Raw genomic sequence first — 17980 nt, 5'->3', positions numbered from 1 at the left:
TTTACTTCGTTTCGATATCAATTATTTTTCTGCCATTTTCTCCCAGATAATGGGCGACGATTTTTTCATAGACTTTATAACCATCATCTACATTGGTAAAAATGAGCAGTCCTTGTTTGGTTTTTGGAAGTAATAAAAAAATGGTTTGCACACCTTGGTCTGCTCCGCCATGCGATAAGGCAAAATTGTTATTCCCTAAATCATATATTTCAAAGCCCAATCCAAAATATTTATTTTTCTTTGTCTCGACCTGATGTGCAATCATGTCATCAAAAACTTTTTTACTTAAACCGTCACTGTTCATTACGCTGCACAAAAAGGTTCCGTAATCTTCAATTGTCGTCACTAAATCATCAGCTGCATTGGCGGTCTTATTTTTAACAGGCTCGTAAGCGTTGCCTTTATTGTCATAACCAATAGCAAATCTCGAAACATCGGTTATGTCATTCCGGATAAACTTCGTATCGGTCATTTTTAGTGGTCTGAAAATTAATTCATCTGCTAATTGCGGTAAGGTTTTGTTGAATTTCTTTTCAAGTACTTTTCTTAAATATTCAAATCCTTCTCCGGAATATTGATATTTTGTTCCCGGTTTGAATTTAAAGTCCAGTTTACCGGATTCGTTCATGAATCTCCAATTAGGGAAACCGGTTTGATGACTTAAAATGATTCTTGCGGTTAAAAGTTTCGTATTAGGATCGTTTGCAATATCCGGATCTGTCCAGTATTTATATAGCGGTTCGTCTAAATTGAGTTTTCCTGAACTGGCCAGTTTCAATGCAACCATTGCCGTAACTGGTTTGGTTAAAGAAGCAACATTCCAAATGGTATTGTAAGGTGCTGTAACTCCTTTTTTAAGTTCGCCAAATACTTTTATTTGCTGTACTTTTCCGTTATTGATAATGCCAATTCCAAGAGTAGGAACATTATTTTCTTTCAGCCATTTTTCGGTTGCTGCTTCATTATCAAAAAGATTCGGTTTATCTGAGGTCGTGCTAATCATTTTATGATCGTAACTAAGCGATCGTGCTAATTTCCATTCTTTGTTTTGCAACAACCAAAGATGGGTGAATTTAGCAAAACTTCCTGGTTCCTCTGGTTTTCCGGGTGATTTTTCATAAAAACGATGCGTTGACATTTGTATCGCACCATATAAAATTCCGTTTTTATTATGAAGTGGATAAATTTCCGTGCTTCCTTCGATTAATTCCCTGCGGTAATTGTATTTTCTTGTTGGTGAACAGATCCCGTTTTTCAGATTGTACAAAAACTTAGTTTTGTCTGAAACGCTGTCTTTATCATGATAAAATTCGAAATCTTCAGTATATAAGTTTTCGAATTGCTTTATATCGCAAGTATTAAATCCAATGCTGAAAAGAAGACTGTCTTTTGACATAATTGTCTTGTACAGTTTAGAGTTTTTTTCTTCCTGAGAAAATCCAATATGGAACTGGAGAAGTAGTATTCCTGCTAAAATTACTTTTAACCGGAAAAATGATTTGATGATTTTCATTTTGATTGATTTGATTGATTGATGATTTTGCAATATTAATGCAATCAAATGTAGCAAAATTGTACAAATGCGAAATGTTACCTTTTTTTAGAAAGAAAATAAGAATCTGAGTTGAACATTTTTGGTGTAGTTTTCGTCACATCTTTAAATTTTTTTATAAAATGGGACTGATCGAAGTATTTGTTGTAAAGCGCAACATCGGTGAGTTTTAATTTTTCTAAATCAGAATGCACCATTTGATCGACCGATTTTCTGAATTTCAGGATTTGAATATAGTTTTTAATGGTAAGGCCTGTGGCTGTCTTAAATTTAATTTGCAACGAACGCTGTGATACATCCAGACTTTTTCCAATTTCCGAAACTGTAATTTCTTCTTGATGAAGTTTTATGATTCCGCAGATTTTTTCGGTCAGATTTTTGTTTGGATTGCTGGTGTTTAAATCTTCAAAATAAGAATTAAGGGTGTTTAGCAATAAAGTAATTTCACTGTTTAGACCTGTATCGATTTTACTTTTAAAAGGCAATTCAGCCGAATCAATTTTGATGATAGAATCCGTAAAATTGCTCAAATCGTAATTCGGAAACATCGAAATCGTCCAGGCGTGCAGTTGAATTATAGTAACTTTAGTTTTGGGCTTAATGTTGACCAAAACTTTATTGGTCATTTGAGAACAAAAGTAAAATCCTTCGTTCATTTCATATTTACTTTTACTGGTATGAACTTCTATAGCATTTCCGCTTACAATCGCCAGATTAAAACAGCCATTGGGTAAAACAAGTTTGTTTTCGATCAGGCTTTCGCCGATGTTGTTATCCAGACACCAAATTTTGTTAACAAATCGTTCTGATTTTTCACTTACATAATATTCTGAATATAGGTTCATTTGGAGTTATTATGTTAGTTGCAAAAGTCTTTTTTAACTATTTGCTGGTGCTAAAATAATAATTTTTTACCTTGATTTTTTTAATAACCGGAGATTTTACCAGGTTTTAGTATCATCATAATCGGGTTTGTCTAAATATTCAATAACATAATAACTCATTTTGGGCTTTAGTTGCGTGTATACTTTTTGATAGACAGGAGATTTGTATTTGTGAATCGCCCTAAAAACATTATCCTGATTGTATTTAAAGTAATCATTAACAGACTGATTCGATTTGTCTAATATAGCCATGAGTAGCGATAAACTCTCTTCATTTTTATACACTGCGACTGCCCTGCAAAAATATTTCAAATCATCTGAAGAGAATTGTTTTCCTTTTTTAATTACCGTATCGTAATATTTTTTGAGAATAGGAAAGTAAATTTCTTGAGGATTTTCCTCAATAGATTTAAAAACCCAATCCTCACAGGGGTTTTCTAATTTGTTAAATGTTTCTTTTAATAAGGCTAAATCTTCTTTTTTCCTAAATTTTGACAAAGCATAGCAAGCACTCAGTTGTTCACCGCACCGGTTGGTTTTTATTTTGCATTTTTCTTTTATAATGGCATAATATTTTTCTTGCGGCTCAATATCTTGTATCATCCACATCGCGGTTTCTAAATAGGGATGCTTTAGTAAAACACTATCAACTAAGATCTTTTTTTCGTTTTTTGAAAGTTTGTTTCCATCCACAGCCTTTCTTATTAATAAATCTGAAACCGTAAACTCTCCAGCGGCATCCTCGTAATACCACCAAACAATTTTAGTAGTGTCATTAAGATGGCCTAAAAGAATTTTAAAATAATCTGTCTCTTTCCTATTTACAATTGCACGGTAAGCCACAACCCTTAATAACGGATTGTTGCAATTTAATACTTGTAATAATTCTTGTTTTGAGCTATGATCTCTTATATAATTCTGGGCAATTGTGTCTTTAATCGGAAGTTCTTTCTCTGTTGCTAGTTTTTTAAGTGGTCCTTCCAATTCGGTTCTAAAATCTGAAACTTTATAAGGATAACGATCTTTGTTAACACAGCTAAGAAAAGTTAAAATGATTAAAACAAAGATTACTTTTTTTATAGTATACATGATAAGTTTCGTTAGCTGTTTAAAAGATAATTATCTAAAATAGTATTTTTAGGCATACTGTGAGAAATATTCTCGTTTAGTCTTCTCCCATTCCTCCAAAATCACACTATAATAAACATCATCTTTACTCTTTCCTTCAGAGTCTACATAGTTATTTCTAAAAATCCCTTCTTTTACGGCACCTAGTTTTTCGATTGCTCTTTGAGATTTTTTGTTTTCAAAATCAGCGCTGAATTGTATTCTTTTAAACTGAATATTTTCGAAACCAAAATTCAGTAATTCGTATTTGCAGGCTTTGTTTAAACCAGTTCCCTGAAATTCTTTTCCGTACCAGGTCCAGCCAATTTCGCATTTTTGGCTTGCGTGGTTTAAGTAGCCATAACGTGTGCTTCCTGCAACTTTATTAGTAGCTTTATCTATAATTAAAAACGGATAACAAATTCCGTCTGCTTTTTGTTTTAGCGTATTTTTGATATAATGTTCAAAGTCGGTACCGTTTCGAACATACATTCCCATGTATTTCCATATTTCATCATCAAAAATAATTTCTTTGAGTTCGATGTTTCTTTCGTTTTCGAAAGGAAGCAATAGTACGTTTTCATTTTCCAGAATGATATCAGATTGTAATAGTTCGCTTTTCATAATATTTATTTGAGTACAGGCAGAGTTGTATAGTAATTCGTTTATGCACACGGATCTGGCGGTGTGAAAGAATTTGCGCTAATTTTTTAAGGCATGCGTTTTAGGGTTTTGTAAAAAAAAATCTGCAAAAATCAGTTTAACCCGTCATGTCCGTGGGCTGGATTTTTCTTATCAGCGAAAGTAGGCTTTTTCGGATTTCTAATAAATCTTTAAAAAACAGAATTTGTTATGAAAATGAGTGTTGCATGAGGGATAGTAACGGCATCCTTTTGTGGCGGGGTTCGCCACAAAAGATATAGTGAATAGCCCGACCCGCTCCCGAGGCTTCGGAATTAGCGGGTCATGCCACATAAATAACCCTCTTGTATCATAAATATTTCTTTTATTTTAAAGCTGTTGTGTATTTATTACTTATTTTTACGATCTTATATTTAGATTTTTCTTGATGCAAACTTCACTAAAAATTGCTGTTGTAGGTTCTGGATTAGTAGGATCACTGTTGGCAATTTATCTCAAAAAAGCAGGTCACACCGTTCATGTTTATGATCGTAGTCCTGATATTCGCAAAATTAATTTTTCGGGTCGTTCTATTAATCTGGCTATGTCTAACCGTGGCTGGAAGGCACTTGATGGCGTTGGCGTTGGCGATTCGGTTCGTGAAATCGCTATTCCAATGGACAAACGTGCCATTCACCTGGTCGATAAACTGAATTTTCAGAATTATGGTCAGGAAGGCGAATCTATCTATTCGATCTCGAGAGGAACACTGAACCGCAAAATGATTGACCTGGCCGAACAAGCCGGGGCTGAGTTTTATTTTGAGCAAAAAATCTGGGATGTTACGCTAAGCGACGCTACTTTGCATATTGGCGAAACCGAAAGAGGCGAGTGGCAGGAAATAAAATATGATATGGTTTTTGGTGCCGATGGTGCTTTTTCGAGAATTCGTCACAGAATGCAGCGTCAGAGCATGTTCAATTATTCGCAGGAATTTTTGAATATGGGATATAAAGAATTAAATATTCCGGCAAATTCGGATGCAACGCATAAACTGGATAAAAATTCATTCCATATCTGGCCACGGGGTGAGTATATGTTAATTGCACTTCCTAATTTAGACGGAAGTTTTACCTGTACCTTATTTATGCCTTTTGAGGGCGAAAACTCATTTGCTTCCCTGACAGATCGTAAAATGGTAGAAGATTTTTTTGAGAGAAATTTTCCGGATTCTATTGAAGTGATTCCTAAACTGGCCGAAGATTTCTTTAAAAATCCAACCAGTACTTTGGTTACAATGAAGTGTTTTCCGTGGACTTATGAAGATAAAATTGCTTTAATTGGAGATGCCTGTCATGCTATTGTTCCATTTTACGGACAAGGAATGAATGCAGGTTTTGAAGATATTACTGTTTTAAATGAAATGATCGAAAAATACGGAAATGACTGGAAAAAGATTTTCTCTGAATATCAGATTTCACGTAAACCAAATGCCGATGCCATTGCTGAACTGTCGTACCGAAATTTCATGGAAATGAGTACAAAAACGGCAGATGAAAAATTCTTGTTACAAAAGAAAATAGAAAAAATCTTTTCTGATAAACATCCTGATAAATGGATTCCGCTTTATAGTCGTGTAACTTTTAGTGACCGGCCTTATGCCGAAGCTCTGGCAATTGGGGATTTCCAAAACGGAATTATGGAAGAAATTCTAAAACTGGATAATATCGAAAATATCTGGAACACGCCCGAAATCGAAAATAAGATTTTGGAGTTATTGGAAAAGTAAAAATCAATGTCAATTACAATATCAAAAATCAATTTAAAATTTGACATTGATATTGTAATTGATTTTTGATATTGAATTTATTTCTTGAAGATTTTAGACAAAACGCCAAAAACACCTCTTATAAAAGTAGCACTTGTTACGACTTTCAGAACAGATTTTGTTACAACACTTGTAGTGCTTGGTTCAGTTTTTGAAGCTTTTGCCGGTGTTTGTTCTTCTTGTTCGGCAGCGGCCTGATTTGCTGCTTCAATTTTCTTGTTTAGAATTTCATAAGCACTTTCACGGTCAATTTCTTCCACATATTTTCTAACGAGTTTCGATTTGCTGTTAATAGCTTCGATTTCGTCTGTAGTCAAAACGTCCATTCGGCTTTCCGGTGCTCGCATCATGGTTGCAACCAACGGCGTTGGAATCCCTTTTTCGTTTAAAGCGGTTACCAAGGCTTCTCCAATTCCCAAACTGGTTAGCAATTCATCTGTTTTGTAATAAGGTGAAGTAGGATAATTGTCGGCTGTTTTTTTAATCGCCTGACGATCATTTGCAGTAAAAGCTCTTAAAGCATGCTGGATTTTTAATCCTAATTGTGCCAGCACCCCACTTGGTACATCCATTGGATTTTGAGTGACAAAATAAATTCCGATACCTTTAGATCGTATCAGTTTTACAATTGTTTCAATTTGTTCCAGAAGAGCTTTGCTGGCTTCGTTAAAAATTAAATGTGCTTCATCAATAAAGATTACTAATTCAGGTTGTGCCACATCTCCTTTTTCAGGCATTTGCTGATAAATTTCGGCTAATAAGCTCAACATAAAAGTTGAAAACAGTTTTGGTTTATCCTGAATGTCAGTCAGTCGAATGATGTTGATGTATCCTTTTCCGTTTTCGTCAATTCGCATTAAATCATCAATTTCAAACGAAAGTTCACCAAAGAATAAATCACCGCCCTGCTGTTCCAGTTCTATTATTTTTCGTAAAATAGTCCCGGTTGTGGCAGTTGAGATTTTACCATAATTAGCAGCAATTTCCTCTTTGCCTTCTTCTGTGATATAATTAATTACTTTCTTGATATCTTTTAGATCTAACAGGGGCATCTGGCTGTCATCACAATATTTAAAAATAACGGCAACAACACCAGCCTGAGTATCATTTAAGTCTAAAATCCTGGAGAATAAAACAGGGCCAAATTCAGAAACAGTTGCCCGCAAACGAACGCCGTTTTGTTTAGAAAGGGACATTAATTCAACTGGAAATGAGGCTACATTATAAGGTATATTAATTTTAGCATGTCGCTCAGTGATAAAGCTTTCCTCTTTTCCCTCTTTTGCTATTCCGCTAAAATCCCCTTTTATATCCATCATTAAAACAGGAATTCCGGCATTAGAAAGTTGCTCAGAAAAAACCTGAATTGTTTTTGTTTTTCCTGTTCCGGTTGCGCCGGCTATAAGGCCATGACGGTTTAATGTTTTTAATGGAATTTTGACATGAGCTTCGGCAAGCGGTTCTCCGTCAAGAATAGCACCTCCCAGAATGATGCTATCCCCTTTAGACATATAGCCATTGTTTATATCCTGAATGAAATTGTCCTTTTTATTCATGTTTTATTTGTAATTTAGATGATTATAAGAGTATTGCTCGTTTTTTTAACACTTTAGGTTCGTTTTTTTTAGTAAGAAAAAGCCTTTTTTGATTGAAAAAAATATAAAAAATAATTTCGCAACTTTTTAAGAAGATATCAAAGGAATGTTTGAATATTTACTAAAACGTTGTAATTTTCCCATTAATAGGCCTGTTTTTTGTTTTATCTAAAAAATGATAGCGGCAATTTAATGAGATATTTTTTAAATTGACGTTAAATTTCCTTCAATAAAATTAAAAAAAGTTTTTTTATTTAAACTAAACGTATAAATTTGCTCCTCTACAAGTTAAATATAACTAAAAAATAAAAATTATTTAAAACTATTAAAATTAAAAAAAATGGCAAACGTTAAAGTTAAAAAAGAAAGCACTTCAAATGGAGGAGGAATGATTACTGGAATCATTATTGTAGCGTGTATCTTAGTTGGGGTGTTTATTTGGAAAGTAATCATGGGGGATTCAGCTAACTTCGAGGGAGGTAATCCTGAAACAGGTCACCCGATCAATACATTAGGTCAAGTATATAAAGGAGGTTTTATCGTACCAGTATTATTAGGTATGTTTTTAATGGTTGTTGTTTTTTCTATTGAAAGATTTATCGTTATCGGTAAAGCTGCTGGTAAAGCTAACTTGGATGCATTTATGAAAAATGTTCAGGCAAGTATTAAAGAAGGAAACATCGAAGCTGCAATCGCTGCATGTGACAAACAACAAGGTTCAGTTGCAAATGCAATTAAATCTGCTTTGGTAAAATACCAAGATGTTAAAAAAGAAGGTTTCAACAGTGAAGAAGCTGCAGAAGTAATCCACAAAGAAATCGAAGAGGCAACTTCATTAGAAATGCCAATGTTAGAAAAAAACATGACTATCATCTCTACTTTAGTATCATTAGGAACTTTAGGAGGATTATTAGGAACTGTATCAGGTATGATTAAAGCGTTTGGTGCGTTAGCTTCTGCTGGAACTCCAGATCAGGCAGCTCTTGCAACAGGTATCTCTGAAGCACTTATCAATACTGCAACAGGTATCTCTACTTCAATCTTAGCAATTGTTTCTTATAACTTCTTTACAGCTAAAATTGATGATTTAACTTACTCTATCGATGAGGCTGGTACTACAATTGTAAATACTTACAGAAGATTCAGAGGAAGTTTGAAACAATAATTAATTTTTGATATTAATAATTACAATTAATTATATCAAAATATAAAATAAAAGAGAATGGCTAAAATAAAAATGAAAAAAAAGTCAACATCGACAGATATGACTGCCATGTGTGATGTTGCGTTCCTTTTGCTTACGTTCTTTATTTTGACCGCTACTGCTAAGGTGCCTGAAGCACTTCCTGTAGATATGCCTTCTTCTACTGTTCAAAGTAAATTACCAGATACAGATTTGGCGATTATTACGATTGGTAAAGGAGCAGATGGAAAAAGCAAAGTGTTTTTTGACATTAAAGGAAGAGAGATCCGTAAAAAGACTCTTGAAGGAATGGGCGCTAAATTAGGTGTGAATTTTTCAGAAGATGATAAAGATAAATTTGCTTTAATGGATGACTTTGGTGTTCCATTAGAAAACCTAAAACAAATCATTAGCTTAAAAGCTTCTGATAGAGTTAAGGCGGATCAACCTGGAATTCCAATCGATTCTTTAAACAATCAATTAAAAGACTGGCTTTTGGTTTCAAGAAGAGCTGCAATTGACCTTGATAATAAAGAATTACAGATTGCAATAAAAGGTGATGCTAAAGAACAATATCCACAAATCAAAAAGATTATGGATATTTTACAAGATCAAAAAATCAACTCCTTTAACTTAGTTACAGGTATGAGAGGAAAAGACTTTTAATTAAAAAAGATACACTAAAATGGCTGAATTAAATACCGGCGACGGTGGTGGCGGAAAAGGTGGCAAAGTAAGAAGTAAAAAGCAAAACTCGAAAGTCGATTTAACGGCGATGGTAGATTTGGCATTCTTATTGATCACATTCTTTATGTTAACCACATCGTTGTCAAAACCTCAATCGATGGATTTGTCGTTGCCAGATAAAGATCCGAAGAAGGATGAGATACCAGTTAAAGTAGATGAGAATCGTACAATGACTGTGATGTTAGGTGCAGATAATAAGATAATTTATTATATGGGTTTACTTGCGACTCCTATTGCTGGCCCTAAAGATATTGCATACGGTAAAGACGGGATTCGTAGAGAATTGCTTAAAAGAAAGAAAACTGTTTTAGAATATTCTGCTGCAAAAGGGGATCCTAAAAAAGGAATCATTGTTATTATTAAACCAACTAAAAAATCAACTTATCGTAATTTAGTTGATATTTTAGATGAAATGGCGATCACCGGAGTTGATACTTATGCTATTGTTCCTGAGTTTTCACCAGAAGAATCAAAATTGATAGATAAGCCTGAACAAAAGTAATTTTGTTTTAATACACTAAAATCTAAAAAAATGAAGTTAGATATAATCAAAAATCAGTGGCTTGATATCGTATTCGAAGGGCGTAATAAGATATATGGTGCGTATGAGTTAAGAAAAGCGAACGGCAAAACTACGGTAAAAGCACTTATCATAGGGTCGATCATTTTTAGCTTTGCTGTTGCTGCCCCTCTTATTGCAAGCTTTTTACCAGATTCAAATGAAGATGATGTAAATACAGATATTAAGATTGCTACAGTAAAATTACCTCCTAAAAAAGAGGAAGTAAAGCCTAATGAACCACCACCTCCACCGCCACCACCAAAAGTGGATCAGGTTAAGTTCGTGAAACCAGTGGTTGCTAAAGCAAATGAAGTAACTGAAGACCCTCCAAAAATTGAGGATCTTAAGGATAAAAAAGTGGGTAACGAAACCATCAAAGGAGATCCGGATGCAGTTTTAACTGTTGATGAGCCAGTTGGGAAAGGACCAGTTACAGAGATCATTCAGGAAGATAACAATGTTTATAATACTGCAGGTATCGAAGTAAAACCAGATTTTCCTGGAGGAATCGAAAAATTCTACAAGTTCGTAGGAAACAATTATAAGACTCCGGAAGAAGAAGGTTTAAAAGGTAAAGTTTATGTTACTTTTGTAGTTGAAAAAGACGGTTCATTAACCGACATTAAAGTTTTAAGGGATATCGGTTACGGTACAGGAGCAGAAGCAATTCGTGTTCTTAAAAAATGTCCAAAATGGACTCCCGGCGAGCAAAATGGTAAAAAAGTTAGGGTTCTTTACTCTCTGCCTATTACTATTCAATCTGCAGAATAATGTTAAAAGATATGCTTAATAATATTCAGAAGAAATCGCTCAAAGAGCGATTTCTTCTTGTTTTAGGAATACTGTTTTTTTTAATATATCTTGTACTGGGTTTAATGATTATGTTTTGGAAGAAACTTCCATTAGATATGGAACCAAAATACCGATATGCTTTTGGCGGATTGCTAATCGTTTATTCGGCAATACGTTTCTTGAGGTTAATTAATTCAAATGCAGAATAATTATGTTAAAATATAGTAAGATTGCAGGTTTGGCTGTTCTTGTTTTTTTGTTTGCGATGTGTAACCAAAAAAGCAAAAATGAGGCAAATGAGGAAACAATTTTAAAAGGTACAATGGATATTACTGTTGATGAAACAATAAAACCAATTGTAGAAGATGAAGTAGTCGTTTTTGAAGGAACTTACTATGGAGCTAAAATTACGGTTAAACCAAAGTCAGAAGCTGAGCTTGTAAATGATTTGTTAAATCAAAAAGCTAAAGTAGTCGTTATGGCAAGAGATCTGACAAAAGAAGAAAAAGCTAAATTTGATAAAAGTAAAATCAATCCAAGAGTAACTCCTTTTGCAACAGATGCAATTGCATTTATTTCAAAGAAGGGCAATAATGATACATTAATTGCGTTGAAAACGGTAATTGATTTTATGCAGGGTAAATCTGATTCAAAAATAAAAGGTCTCGTCTTTGATAATCCAAATTCAAGCACCGTACGTTATATGAAAGAACTGGCTAAAGTAAAAGATATTCCTGCAAAAGGTGTTTTTTCTTTTAAAACTAACGATGAAGTTATTAAATTCGTATCTGAAAATGATGGAATGATTGGAGTTGTTGGTGTGAACTGGCTTTCACAACCCTCTTCAGGAATGGCTGATGTTGTTAAAAATATAAATGTTTTGAGTGTTAAAGGTCTTAATGATGATAAATATTACAGTCCTACTCAAAATGATCTTGCTGAAAAGAAATATCCTTTGGCACGTGATTTGTTTATTATAAATTGTCAGGGATATACTGGTTTAGGAATGGGGTTTGCCTCTTTCATTAGTGGAGATATCGGACAGCGTATAGTTTTGAAATCAAGTTTATTGCCCGTGAGAACTCCGGGAAGAAAGCTTAAAATTAGAAATGAAATTATTAAAGATAAAGAATAAATTAATTACAATTAAAGATGAATAAATTTAAAATTTTTAGTCTTGCCTTAGTTGCTTCAGCTTCTGTTGCAAAAGCGCAAGATATCAAAGAAGCTAAAAAAGCAATTGATGCTGAGCAATTTCAGAAAGCAAAATCATTGCTAAAATCAATCATCAAAGCAAAACCTTCTGATGGAGAAGCTAATTTTGTTTTAGGTAATGTGTATTTAAATCAAGCTATTGTTGATTCGGCTAAAATTTATTACTCCAATGGATTGCAGGCATCAGAGAAGAAAAACTTAAACTACATTGGTTTAGGTCAATTGGATCTTGACGCTAAAAATGCAACTGCTGCTCAGGCTAATTTTGGTTTAGCTACAAAAGATATGAAACGTAAAGATGTTGATGAGTTTATTTACATTGGTAGAGCTTACATCAACTCAACTTCACCTGATTATACAAATGCAATTGCAAGTTTAAAACGTGCTTTGTTAATTGATCCGCAAAATGCAACTGCTCTTTTAGCAATTGGAGATGCGTACTATGGTGCAAATAATCAAAATGATGCCTATAAGGCTTATCGTGACGCATTTACTGCTGATCCAACACTTTTAAGAGCAAAAATGCAATTGGGAGTTTTATTAAAAGGAGCAAAATCTTATGATGAGGCTATCAAATCTTTTAATGAAGTTATTGCTTTAAATGCTAATTATGGTCCTGTATACAGAGAATTAGCTGAAACGTATTATAAATGGGGAAGAAATAAACCTTCTACAGCTAAAGTTAATTTGCAAAATGCAATCACAAATTATGAAAAATACTTAAGCCTGACGGATTATTCATTAGATTCTAAAATGCGTCATGCTGATTTCCTGATTTTGGTAAAAGATTATAAAAGCTTAGAAACTGTAGCAAATAAAATGATTGCAGAGGATAAGGTTAATCCAAGAATTTATAGATATTTAGGATATGCTGCTTACGAGAATGGTAATGTAGATGTAGCTATTAAATCTATTGAAGATTTTATAAAAGTGCCTTCAAATAAAGTAATTGGAAGAGATTATTTGTATTTAGGTTTATCAAAAATCAAAAAAGGAACAAATGCTGAAGGTATTGTTGATCAGGCAGCTTTTGATGCAGGTGTAGCTGATATCAAAAAAGCAATTGAACTAGAGCCGTTGGTAGTAGAGGAACTTGCTGATTTAGGAAAAGGTTTGTTTGGAAAAAAACAATTTGCACAAGCAGCAGCTATTTTTGAACTTGGAACAGGTAATAAAGAATCTAAGAATTACTTGGACGATAATGTTTATTATGGTATCTCTCTTTATTATGCGAATGCTAATAAAACAAATGGTGCTGCAGATCCTGTTGCTTTAGGAAAAGCGGATGCTGCTTTTGATAGAATTTTAGAGGCTTCTCCAACGTATGATGAGGCTTACTTGTATAAAGGAAGAATTAACAATCTGTTGGAAAAAGACGATTTAATTATTAAAAACTACGAAGAATATGTTACCAGAACTACTGCAAAAGGTGCTGAAGAATTAGCTAAACCTGCTACAGTGAAAAAAGTAATAGAAGCTTACAACAGTATTGGAGCTAGTTATGCTAATACAGATAAAGCTAAAGCTGTTGAGTATTTTAATAAAACGTTAGTTTTAGATCCGGCAAATGCTTATGCTTCGCAATCTGTGAAAGCTTTAAAATAAGATCAGAATCTTGAATAATATAAAGGCCGATAGTTTCAATGACTATCGGTTTTTTTTGTTCCGTATTTAATTGACTATCTTTGCACTTTAAAATAAAATAATGTTATCAAAAGAAATACAGTTAGAAGTAAATAAAGGAGCAATGTTGCCTTTGATGGAAGAGTTTTATACGATTCAGGGAGAAGGATTTCATACAGGGACTGCTGCTTACTTTATACGAATTGGAGGATGCGATGTTGGTTGTCACTGGTGTGATGTGAAAGAAAGCTGGAATGCAGAATTACATCCGCCAACAAGTGTTGATTTGATTGTAAATAATGCTTCAAGTCAGGCCGATACAGTAGTAATTACTGGTGGAGAGCCTTTAACCTGGGATATGAGCCTGCTGACTCAGGAATTAAAAAATAAAAATTTAAAAGTACACATCGAAACATCGGGTGCTTATCCATTAACAGGTACCTGGGATTGGATTTGTCTTTCGCCTAAAAAAAATAAATTGCCAACACAAACGGTGTATGATAATGCGCATGAGCTAAAAGTGATTATTTATAATAAACATGATTTTATTTTTGCTGAAGAACAAGCTGAATTAGTAAATGATAATGCAATTTTATTTCTTCAGCCGGAATGGAGTAAAAAGGAAGAAATGACACCCTTAATAGTAGATTATGTAATGAACAATCCTAAATGGAGAGTTTCTTTGCAAACGCATAAATACTTGAATATTCCTTAGATTGTATAGTAATAAAAAAAATCTCTTCTTATGAAGAGATTTTTTTTATGGGTAAATAATACACACTGTGTAATAAAGTAAATTCTTTATTTCCAGTTTTTATGTTTTTTCAAAGTAGTAATATGTGCCAGATGATGTTCCCCATGCCAGGCATAAGTTCCTGTTATTTGTTTAATGCGATATTCGGAATTATTTTCAGGATGAATAAAAGACTTTTCTAAATCAGAGGGCGATAAATTTTTCATAATGTAGGCTAGTCTAAAGTGCAATCCTTCCAGCAAAGCTAGTGTTGACTCAATTGGCATAGTTAAATTATCGTGCAGTTCTGACCATAATACTTCATCGTAAGGTTTGATTACAGGGTTATTTTCAGTCAAAGCCCATTTAATCCTGATGAAACAATTCATATGACTTTCGGCGCAGTGATGAATTACCTGACGAACCGTCCATCCGTCTGGTCGATAGGGAGTGTCTAATTGTTCATCATTTAAATGAATAGTTTCCCTTTTTAATTTTTCAGGGAAAGATTCGATGTTTTTAATTCCGTCTGAAATGTATTCAGTAGTGTATTCTTTTGGGGCTTCAAATTTCCCAATAGGATATTTTAGTTTTTCTAAATTTAATTCGCTCATAGGGATGAATTTTAAAGTATAGAAAGTTTTGCCAGATAATCATAATGGTCACCTTCTAGAATAAGTTCACATTTTAAGCCATTTGCCACAGCAGCATTTTGAAGGGTATTGTAATCTAAATATAACCAATCAAAAGGTTCTTCTTTTTCTCCTTTATATGAGATGTTAAAAACCAGTTCACCGTAGTAAGCGTTGCTGGAGGGAATCCATTTTCCGCCATCCTCGTCTTCGTCAAACATGTAAATTATGTCGGAGCTGTCTAGTAAAATCTGACCGTTGGGATTTAAAAGTGATTTTAATTTCGATAAATAAGTATTGCACTTTTCTAATTTTCCAAAAATTCCAACGCCATTCATTAATAATATAATGGTATCGAATTTTTCACCTTCAAAATCTAAAATATTTTGCACTTTCGCATTATTTACACCTCGAAGACGGCAGGTTTCGATTGCTTTTGTAGAGATGTCAATAGAAGTAACCTCTAAATTTCTGTCATTTTGCAAAGACAAACTATGGCTCCCTGCACCACAGCCTACATCGAGAGTTTTTCCAATAGCCAGTTGAAGTGCCTTTTGTTCTAGTTTTGGCATTTCGTTATAGGAACGGAATAAATAATCAACGCTCATTTCGTCTTCTTCAGAAATAGACGTCTCAGTTATAATGTCTTCCGGCGAATTATTGGTTTGAAAGTCGAACATCGCTTTTCCAAAAAGATCTTTCATTGTATTTTAGTTCAAAGTTTACGGTTTCAAGTTTAAAGTTGTTTAATTTTGCAGATCAACTTTAAATTTTAAACTTGAAACAAATTTTAAATAACTTAAATAAGTTAGCCAAAGATAAGCATATCGAAAACAAAAAGTATTTTGATAAGCTGAAAAAGAAACAGCCTAAAAATCTGGATTACGTGATGCAGGATTTACATGACGCTGAATTTAAAAGAACGGATTGTTTGCAATGTGCTAATTGCTGTAAAACCACAGGTCCATTGTTTACCCTGGCTGATATCGAAAGAATAGCTAAATCATTTAGGCAAAAGCCACAGCAATTCATAGAGCAATACCTTCGAATTGATGAGGATAAGGACTATGTTTTAAAAAGCGTGCCTTGTACGTTTTTGGATAATGAGAATTATTGCATGATTTATGACGTTCGGCCAAAAGCATGTAGAGAATTTCCGCATACAGACCGTAAAAAATTTCATCAAATAGCCGATCTTACTTTGAAAAATGTAGCGATTTGTCCTGCTGCATTTAATATAGTCGAAGAAATGAAAAAGAAATTGCCTTTATAAAGTCTTAGTGTATTTTTAATTGTTTTTAGAAGCGATTTTTTTTGCTTTTTTAAACGTATTTTTGATTCGGGTGAAAATTGCCCCCTATAATTAATAATCTTAAGATAATTTAAAATTTGAATTTAGAATATTTCATAGCTAAAAGGTTGATTACTGCCAGGGATTTCAAAAGCAGTATCTCAGCTCCTATTATAAAAATTGCTATTTCGGCTATCGCCATTGGTATTATTATGATGATAGTATCGGTTGCAACGGGAATTGGCTTGCAAAAAAAAATACGGGATAAGGTTTCTGCTTTTAATGGTCAGATTATAATATCAAATTATGATAACAATAATTCTGATGTTACGTTAATCCCGATATCTAAGAAACAAGATTTTTATCCCAATTTTAAGTCTGTTCCGGAGGTAAGTCATATTCAGGCAATCGCGACTAAAGCTGGAATTATTCGGACAGAAAATGCTTTTGAAGGAATTGTTTTTAAAGGTGTAGGCGCGGACTATGATTGGAACAATATAAAAGAATATCTTGTTGAAGGCAGGTTGCCTGATTTTTCGAAATCTCTAAACGAGGAAGTTTTAATTTCCAGATTTCTGGCAGATCGTCTTAATCTTAAAATAGGGGATCGTTTCAATACGTTTTTTATAAAGGAAGAACAGGGTAAAATGCCAAACAGCCGCCGATTTAAAATAGCAGGAATTTTTAACTCCGGTTTTCAGGATTTCGATGCAACCTATATACTAGGTGATATTCGTCACATTCAGCGAATCAATAAATGGAATTCGGATCAAATAGGGGCTTTTGAGGTTTTTGTTAAAGACTTTGATGATATCACAACGACTGGTGACAAGATTTACGACCAAACTTCATCGAGTTTGGATACAAAGACAATAAAAGAAAAGTATAGTTATATATTTGATTGGTTGAAGCTTTTTGATTTTAATATCGTTGTGATTCTGGCTGTAATGATTTTAGTTGCGACGATTAACATGGTTGTGGCTTTATTGGTTCTTATTCTGGAACGTACTCAGATGATAGGAATTCTTAAAGCATTGGGAGCAAACAATTGGACTGTCCGCAGGATATTTCTTTACAATGCCTTTTACCTTATTATACGCGGATTATTTTGGGGCAATCTAATTGGTATTGCTTTATTACTAATTCAGCAGCAATTTGGCGTGATTCACCTGAACCCTGAGAATTATTATGTAAATCAGGCTCCTGTTTATTTGAATTGGGGTTATATTATCTTATTGAATTTACTTACTGTTACGGTTTGTTTTATAGTGTTATTAATTCCTTCTTATATTATAACAAAAATCTCGCCTGTAAAAGCTATTCGTTTCGATTAATGCGATAAGGTATAAGGTTTGATTATATAAGCGACCCGCCTGGTTTTAAAAAACCAGGCGGGTCATTTTTATATTAAGTAGAAGTTCGTACTATGATAATATGTTCCTTTTGGTGTGGCAGGGCAGGGTTGGTTTTTTTGGGATTTGATCAAGTAGCTAATCCCGCTATTCGTTTCAATCTTTTGTGCCGAACCCCGGCACAAAAGGATTTCCACTACTATCGGGGCTAGGGCAGTGGTTTTTAGAACAGCTGTTCTTTATATAATGTATAAGGAAGAGGT

18 protein-coding genes are annotated in these 17980 nt (G+C 33.7%); 11 read left to right on the top strand and 7 right to left on the bottom strand.

What is annotated here, in order from left to right; all coding sequences use genetic code 11:
• Position 1: 1 nt before the first annotated feature.
• From ACHRWY_RS11375 to ACHRWY_RS11360, 4 genes are all read right to left on the bottom strand, one after another.
• Positions 2-1513: a serine hydrolase gene (locus ACHRWY_RS11375; protein ID WP_395354659.1), complete on the bottom strand. Its 1512-nt coding sequence runs from the start codon at positions 1511-1513 to the stop codon at positions 2-4.
• Positions 1514-1590: 77 nt separating this feature from the next.
• Positions 1591-2397, bottom strand: coding sequence for a helix-turn-helix domain-containing protein (locus tag ACHRWY_RS11370; protein WP_395354657.1), 807 nt, complete (start codon positions 2395-2397; stop codon positions 1591-1593).
• A gap of 96 nt (positions 2398-2493) precedes the next feature.
• Entirely contained in the window at positions 2494-3525 is a 1032-nt protein-coding gene (locus ACHRWY_RS11365; protein WP_395354656.1) for a hypothetical protein, read from the bottom strand.
• 48 nt (positions 3526-3573) lie between these two features.
• On the bottom strand, positions 3574-4167 hold the full coding sequence (locus ACHRWY_RS11360) for a GNAT family N-acetyltransferase (RefSeq protein WP_395354655.1): 594 nt from the start codon (positions 4165-4167) through the stop codon (positions 3574-3576).
• Positions 4168-4612: 445 nt separating this feature from the next.
• Between ACHRWY_RS11360 and ACHRWY_RS11355 the strand changes: the two genes are divergently transcribed.
• Entirely contained in the window at positions 4613-5953 is a 1341-nt protein-coding gene (locus ACHRWY_RS11355) for an FAD-dependent oxidoreductase (protein ID WP_395354653.1), read from the top strand.
• A 77-nt stretch (positions 5954-6030) separates the two neighbouring features.
• Here ACHRWY_RS11355 and ACHRWY_RS11350 read toward each other — a convergent pair whose 3' ends face one another.
• Entirely contained in the window at positions 6031-7548 is a 1518-nt protein-coding gene (locus ACHRWY_RS11350) for a helicase HerA-like domain-containing protein (RefSeq protein WP_395354652.1), read from the bottom strand.
• A 379-nt stretch (positions 7549-7927) separates the two neighbouring features.
• On the opposite strand from ACHRWY_RS11350, the gene ACHRWY_RS11345 reads away from it, so the two are divergent.
• From ACHRWY_RS11345 to ACHRWY_RS11310, 8 genes are all read left to right on the top strand, one after another.
• Complete coding sequence (locus tag ACHRWY_RS11345) at positions 7928-8752, top strand: MotA/TolQ/ExbB proton channel family protein (RefSeq protein WP_395354650.1); 825 nt, start codon at positions 7928-7930, stop codon at positions 8750-8752.
• A gap of 57 nt (positions 8753-8809) precedes the next feature.
• The gene (locus ACHRWY_RS11340; RefSeq protein ID WP_395354648.1) at positions 8810-9436 is read left to right on the top strand and encodes an ExbD/TolR family protein; all 627 of its coding nucleotides are present in this window, start codon (positions 8810-8812) and stop codon (positions 9434-9436) included.
• A 19-nt stretch (positions 9437-9455) separates the two neighbouring features.
• A complete protein-coding gene (locus ACHRWY_RS11335) occupies positions 9456-10019 on the top strand; it encodes an ExbD/TolR family protein (protein ID WP_395354647.1) in 564 nt (187 codons plus the stop codon).
• A gap of 30 nt (positions 10020-10049) precedes the next feature.
• The gene (locus ACHRWY_RS11330) at positions 10050-10850 is read left to right on the top strand and encodes an energy transducer TonB (RefSeq protein ID WP_395354645.1); all 801 of its coding nucleotides are present in this window, start codon (positions 10050-10052) and stop codon (positions 10848-10850) included.
• Positions 10850-11080: a hypothetical protein gene (locus ACHRWY_RS11325; protein WP_026983456.1), complete on the top strand. Its 231-nt coding sequence runs from the start codon at positions 10850-10852 to the stop codon at positions 11078-11080. Before ACHRWY_RS11330 ends, ACHRWY_RS11325 begins: the two co-directional genes overlap by 1 nt.
• A gap of 2 nt (positions 11081-11082) precedes the next feature.
• Positions 11083-12006 (top strand): PstS family phosphate ABC transporter substrate-binding protein, encoded by a 924-nt coding sequence (locus ACHRWY_RS11320; protein WP_395354643.1) that lies wholly within the window; start codon positions 11083-11085, stop codon positions 12004-12006.
• Between the two features lie 17 nt (positions 12007-12023).
• Positions 12024-13691, top strand: coding sequence for a tetratricopeptide repeat protein (locus ACHRWY_RS11315; RefSeq protein ID WP_395354642.1), 1668 nt, complete (start codon positions 12024-12026; stop codon positions 13689-13691).
• A 100-nt stretch (positions 13692-13791) separates the two neighbouring features.
• Positions 13792-14424, top strand: a complete 633-nt coding sequence (locus ACHRWY_RS11310; protein WP_395354640.1) for a 7-carboxy-7-deazaguanine synthase QueE — start codon at positions 13792-13794, stop codon at positions 14422-14424.
• An 86-nt stretch (positions 14425-14510) separates the two neighbouring features.
• Here ACHRWY_RS11310 and ACHRWY_RS11305 read toward each other — a convergent pair whose 3' ends face one another.
• Positions 14511-15056: a YfiT family bacillithiol transferase gene (locus ACHRWY_RS11305; protein ID WP_395354638.1), complete on the bottom strand. Its 546-nt coding sequence runs from the start codon at positions 15054-15056 to the stop codon at positions 14511-14513.
• Between the two features lie 11 nt (positions 15057-15067).
• A complete protein-coding gene (locus ACHRWY_RS11300) occupies positions 15068-15778 on the bottom strand; it encodes a class I SAM-dependent methyltransferase (protein ID WP_395354636.1) in 711 nt (236 codons plus the stop codon).
• 74 nt (positions 15779-15852) lie between these two features.
• Between ACHRWY_RS11300 and ACHRWY_RS11295 the strand changes: the two genes are divergently transcribed.
• Positions 15853-16347, top strand: coding sequence for a YkgJ family cysteine cluster protein (locus ACHRWY_RS11295; RefSeq protein WP_395354635.1), 495 nt, complete (start codon positions 15853-15855; stop codon positions 16345-16347).
• Positions 16348-16463: 116 nt separating this feature from the next.
• A complete protein-coding gene (locus ACHRWY_RS11290) occupies positions 16464-17699 on the top strand; it encodes an ABC transporter permease (RefSeq protein WP_395354634.1) in 1236 nt (411 codons plus the stop codon).
• The last annotated feature ends 281 nt before the right edge of the window (positions 17700-17980 follow it).

This window comes from Flavobacterium sp. FlaQc-48, from assembly GCF_044007335.1.
Lineage (GTDB): Bacteria > Bacteroidota > Bacteroidia > Flavobacteriales > Flavobacteriaceae > Flavobacterium.
Note: the sequence above shows the minus strand (reverse complement) of the source record. Positions and strands in the feature narration are given on the sequence as shown.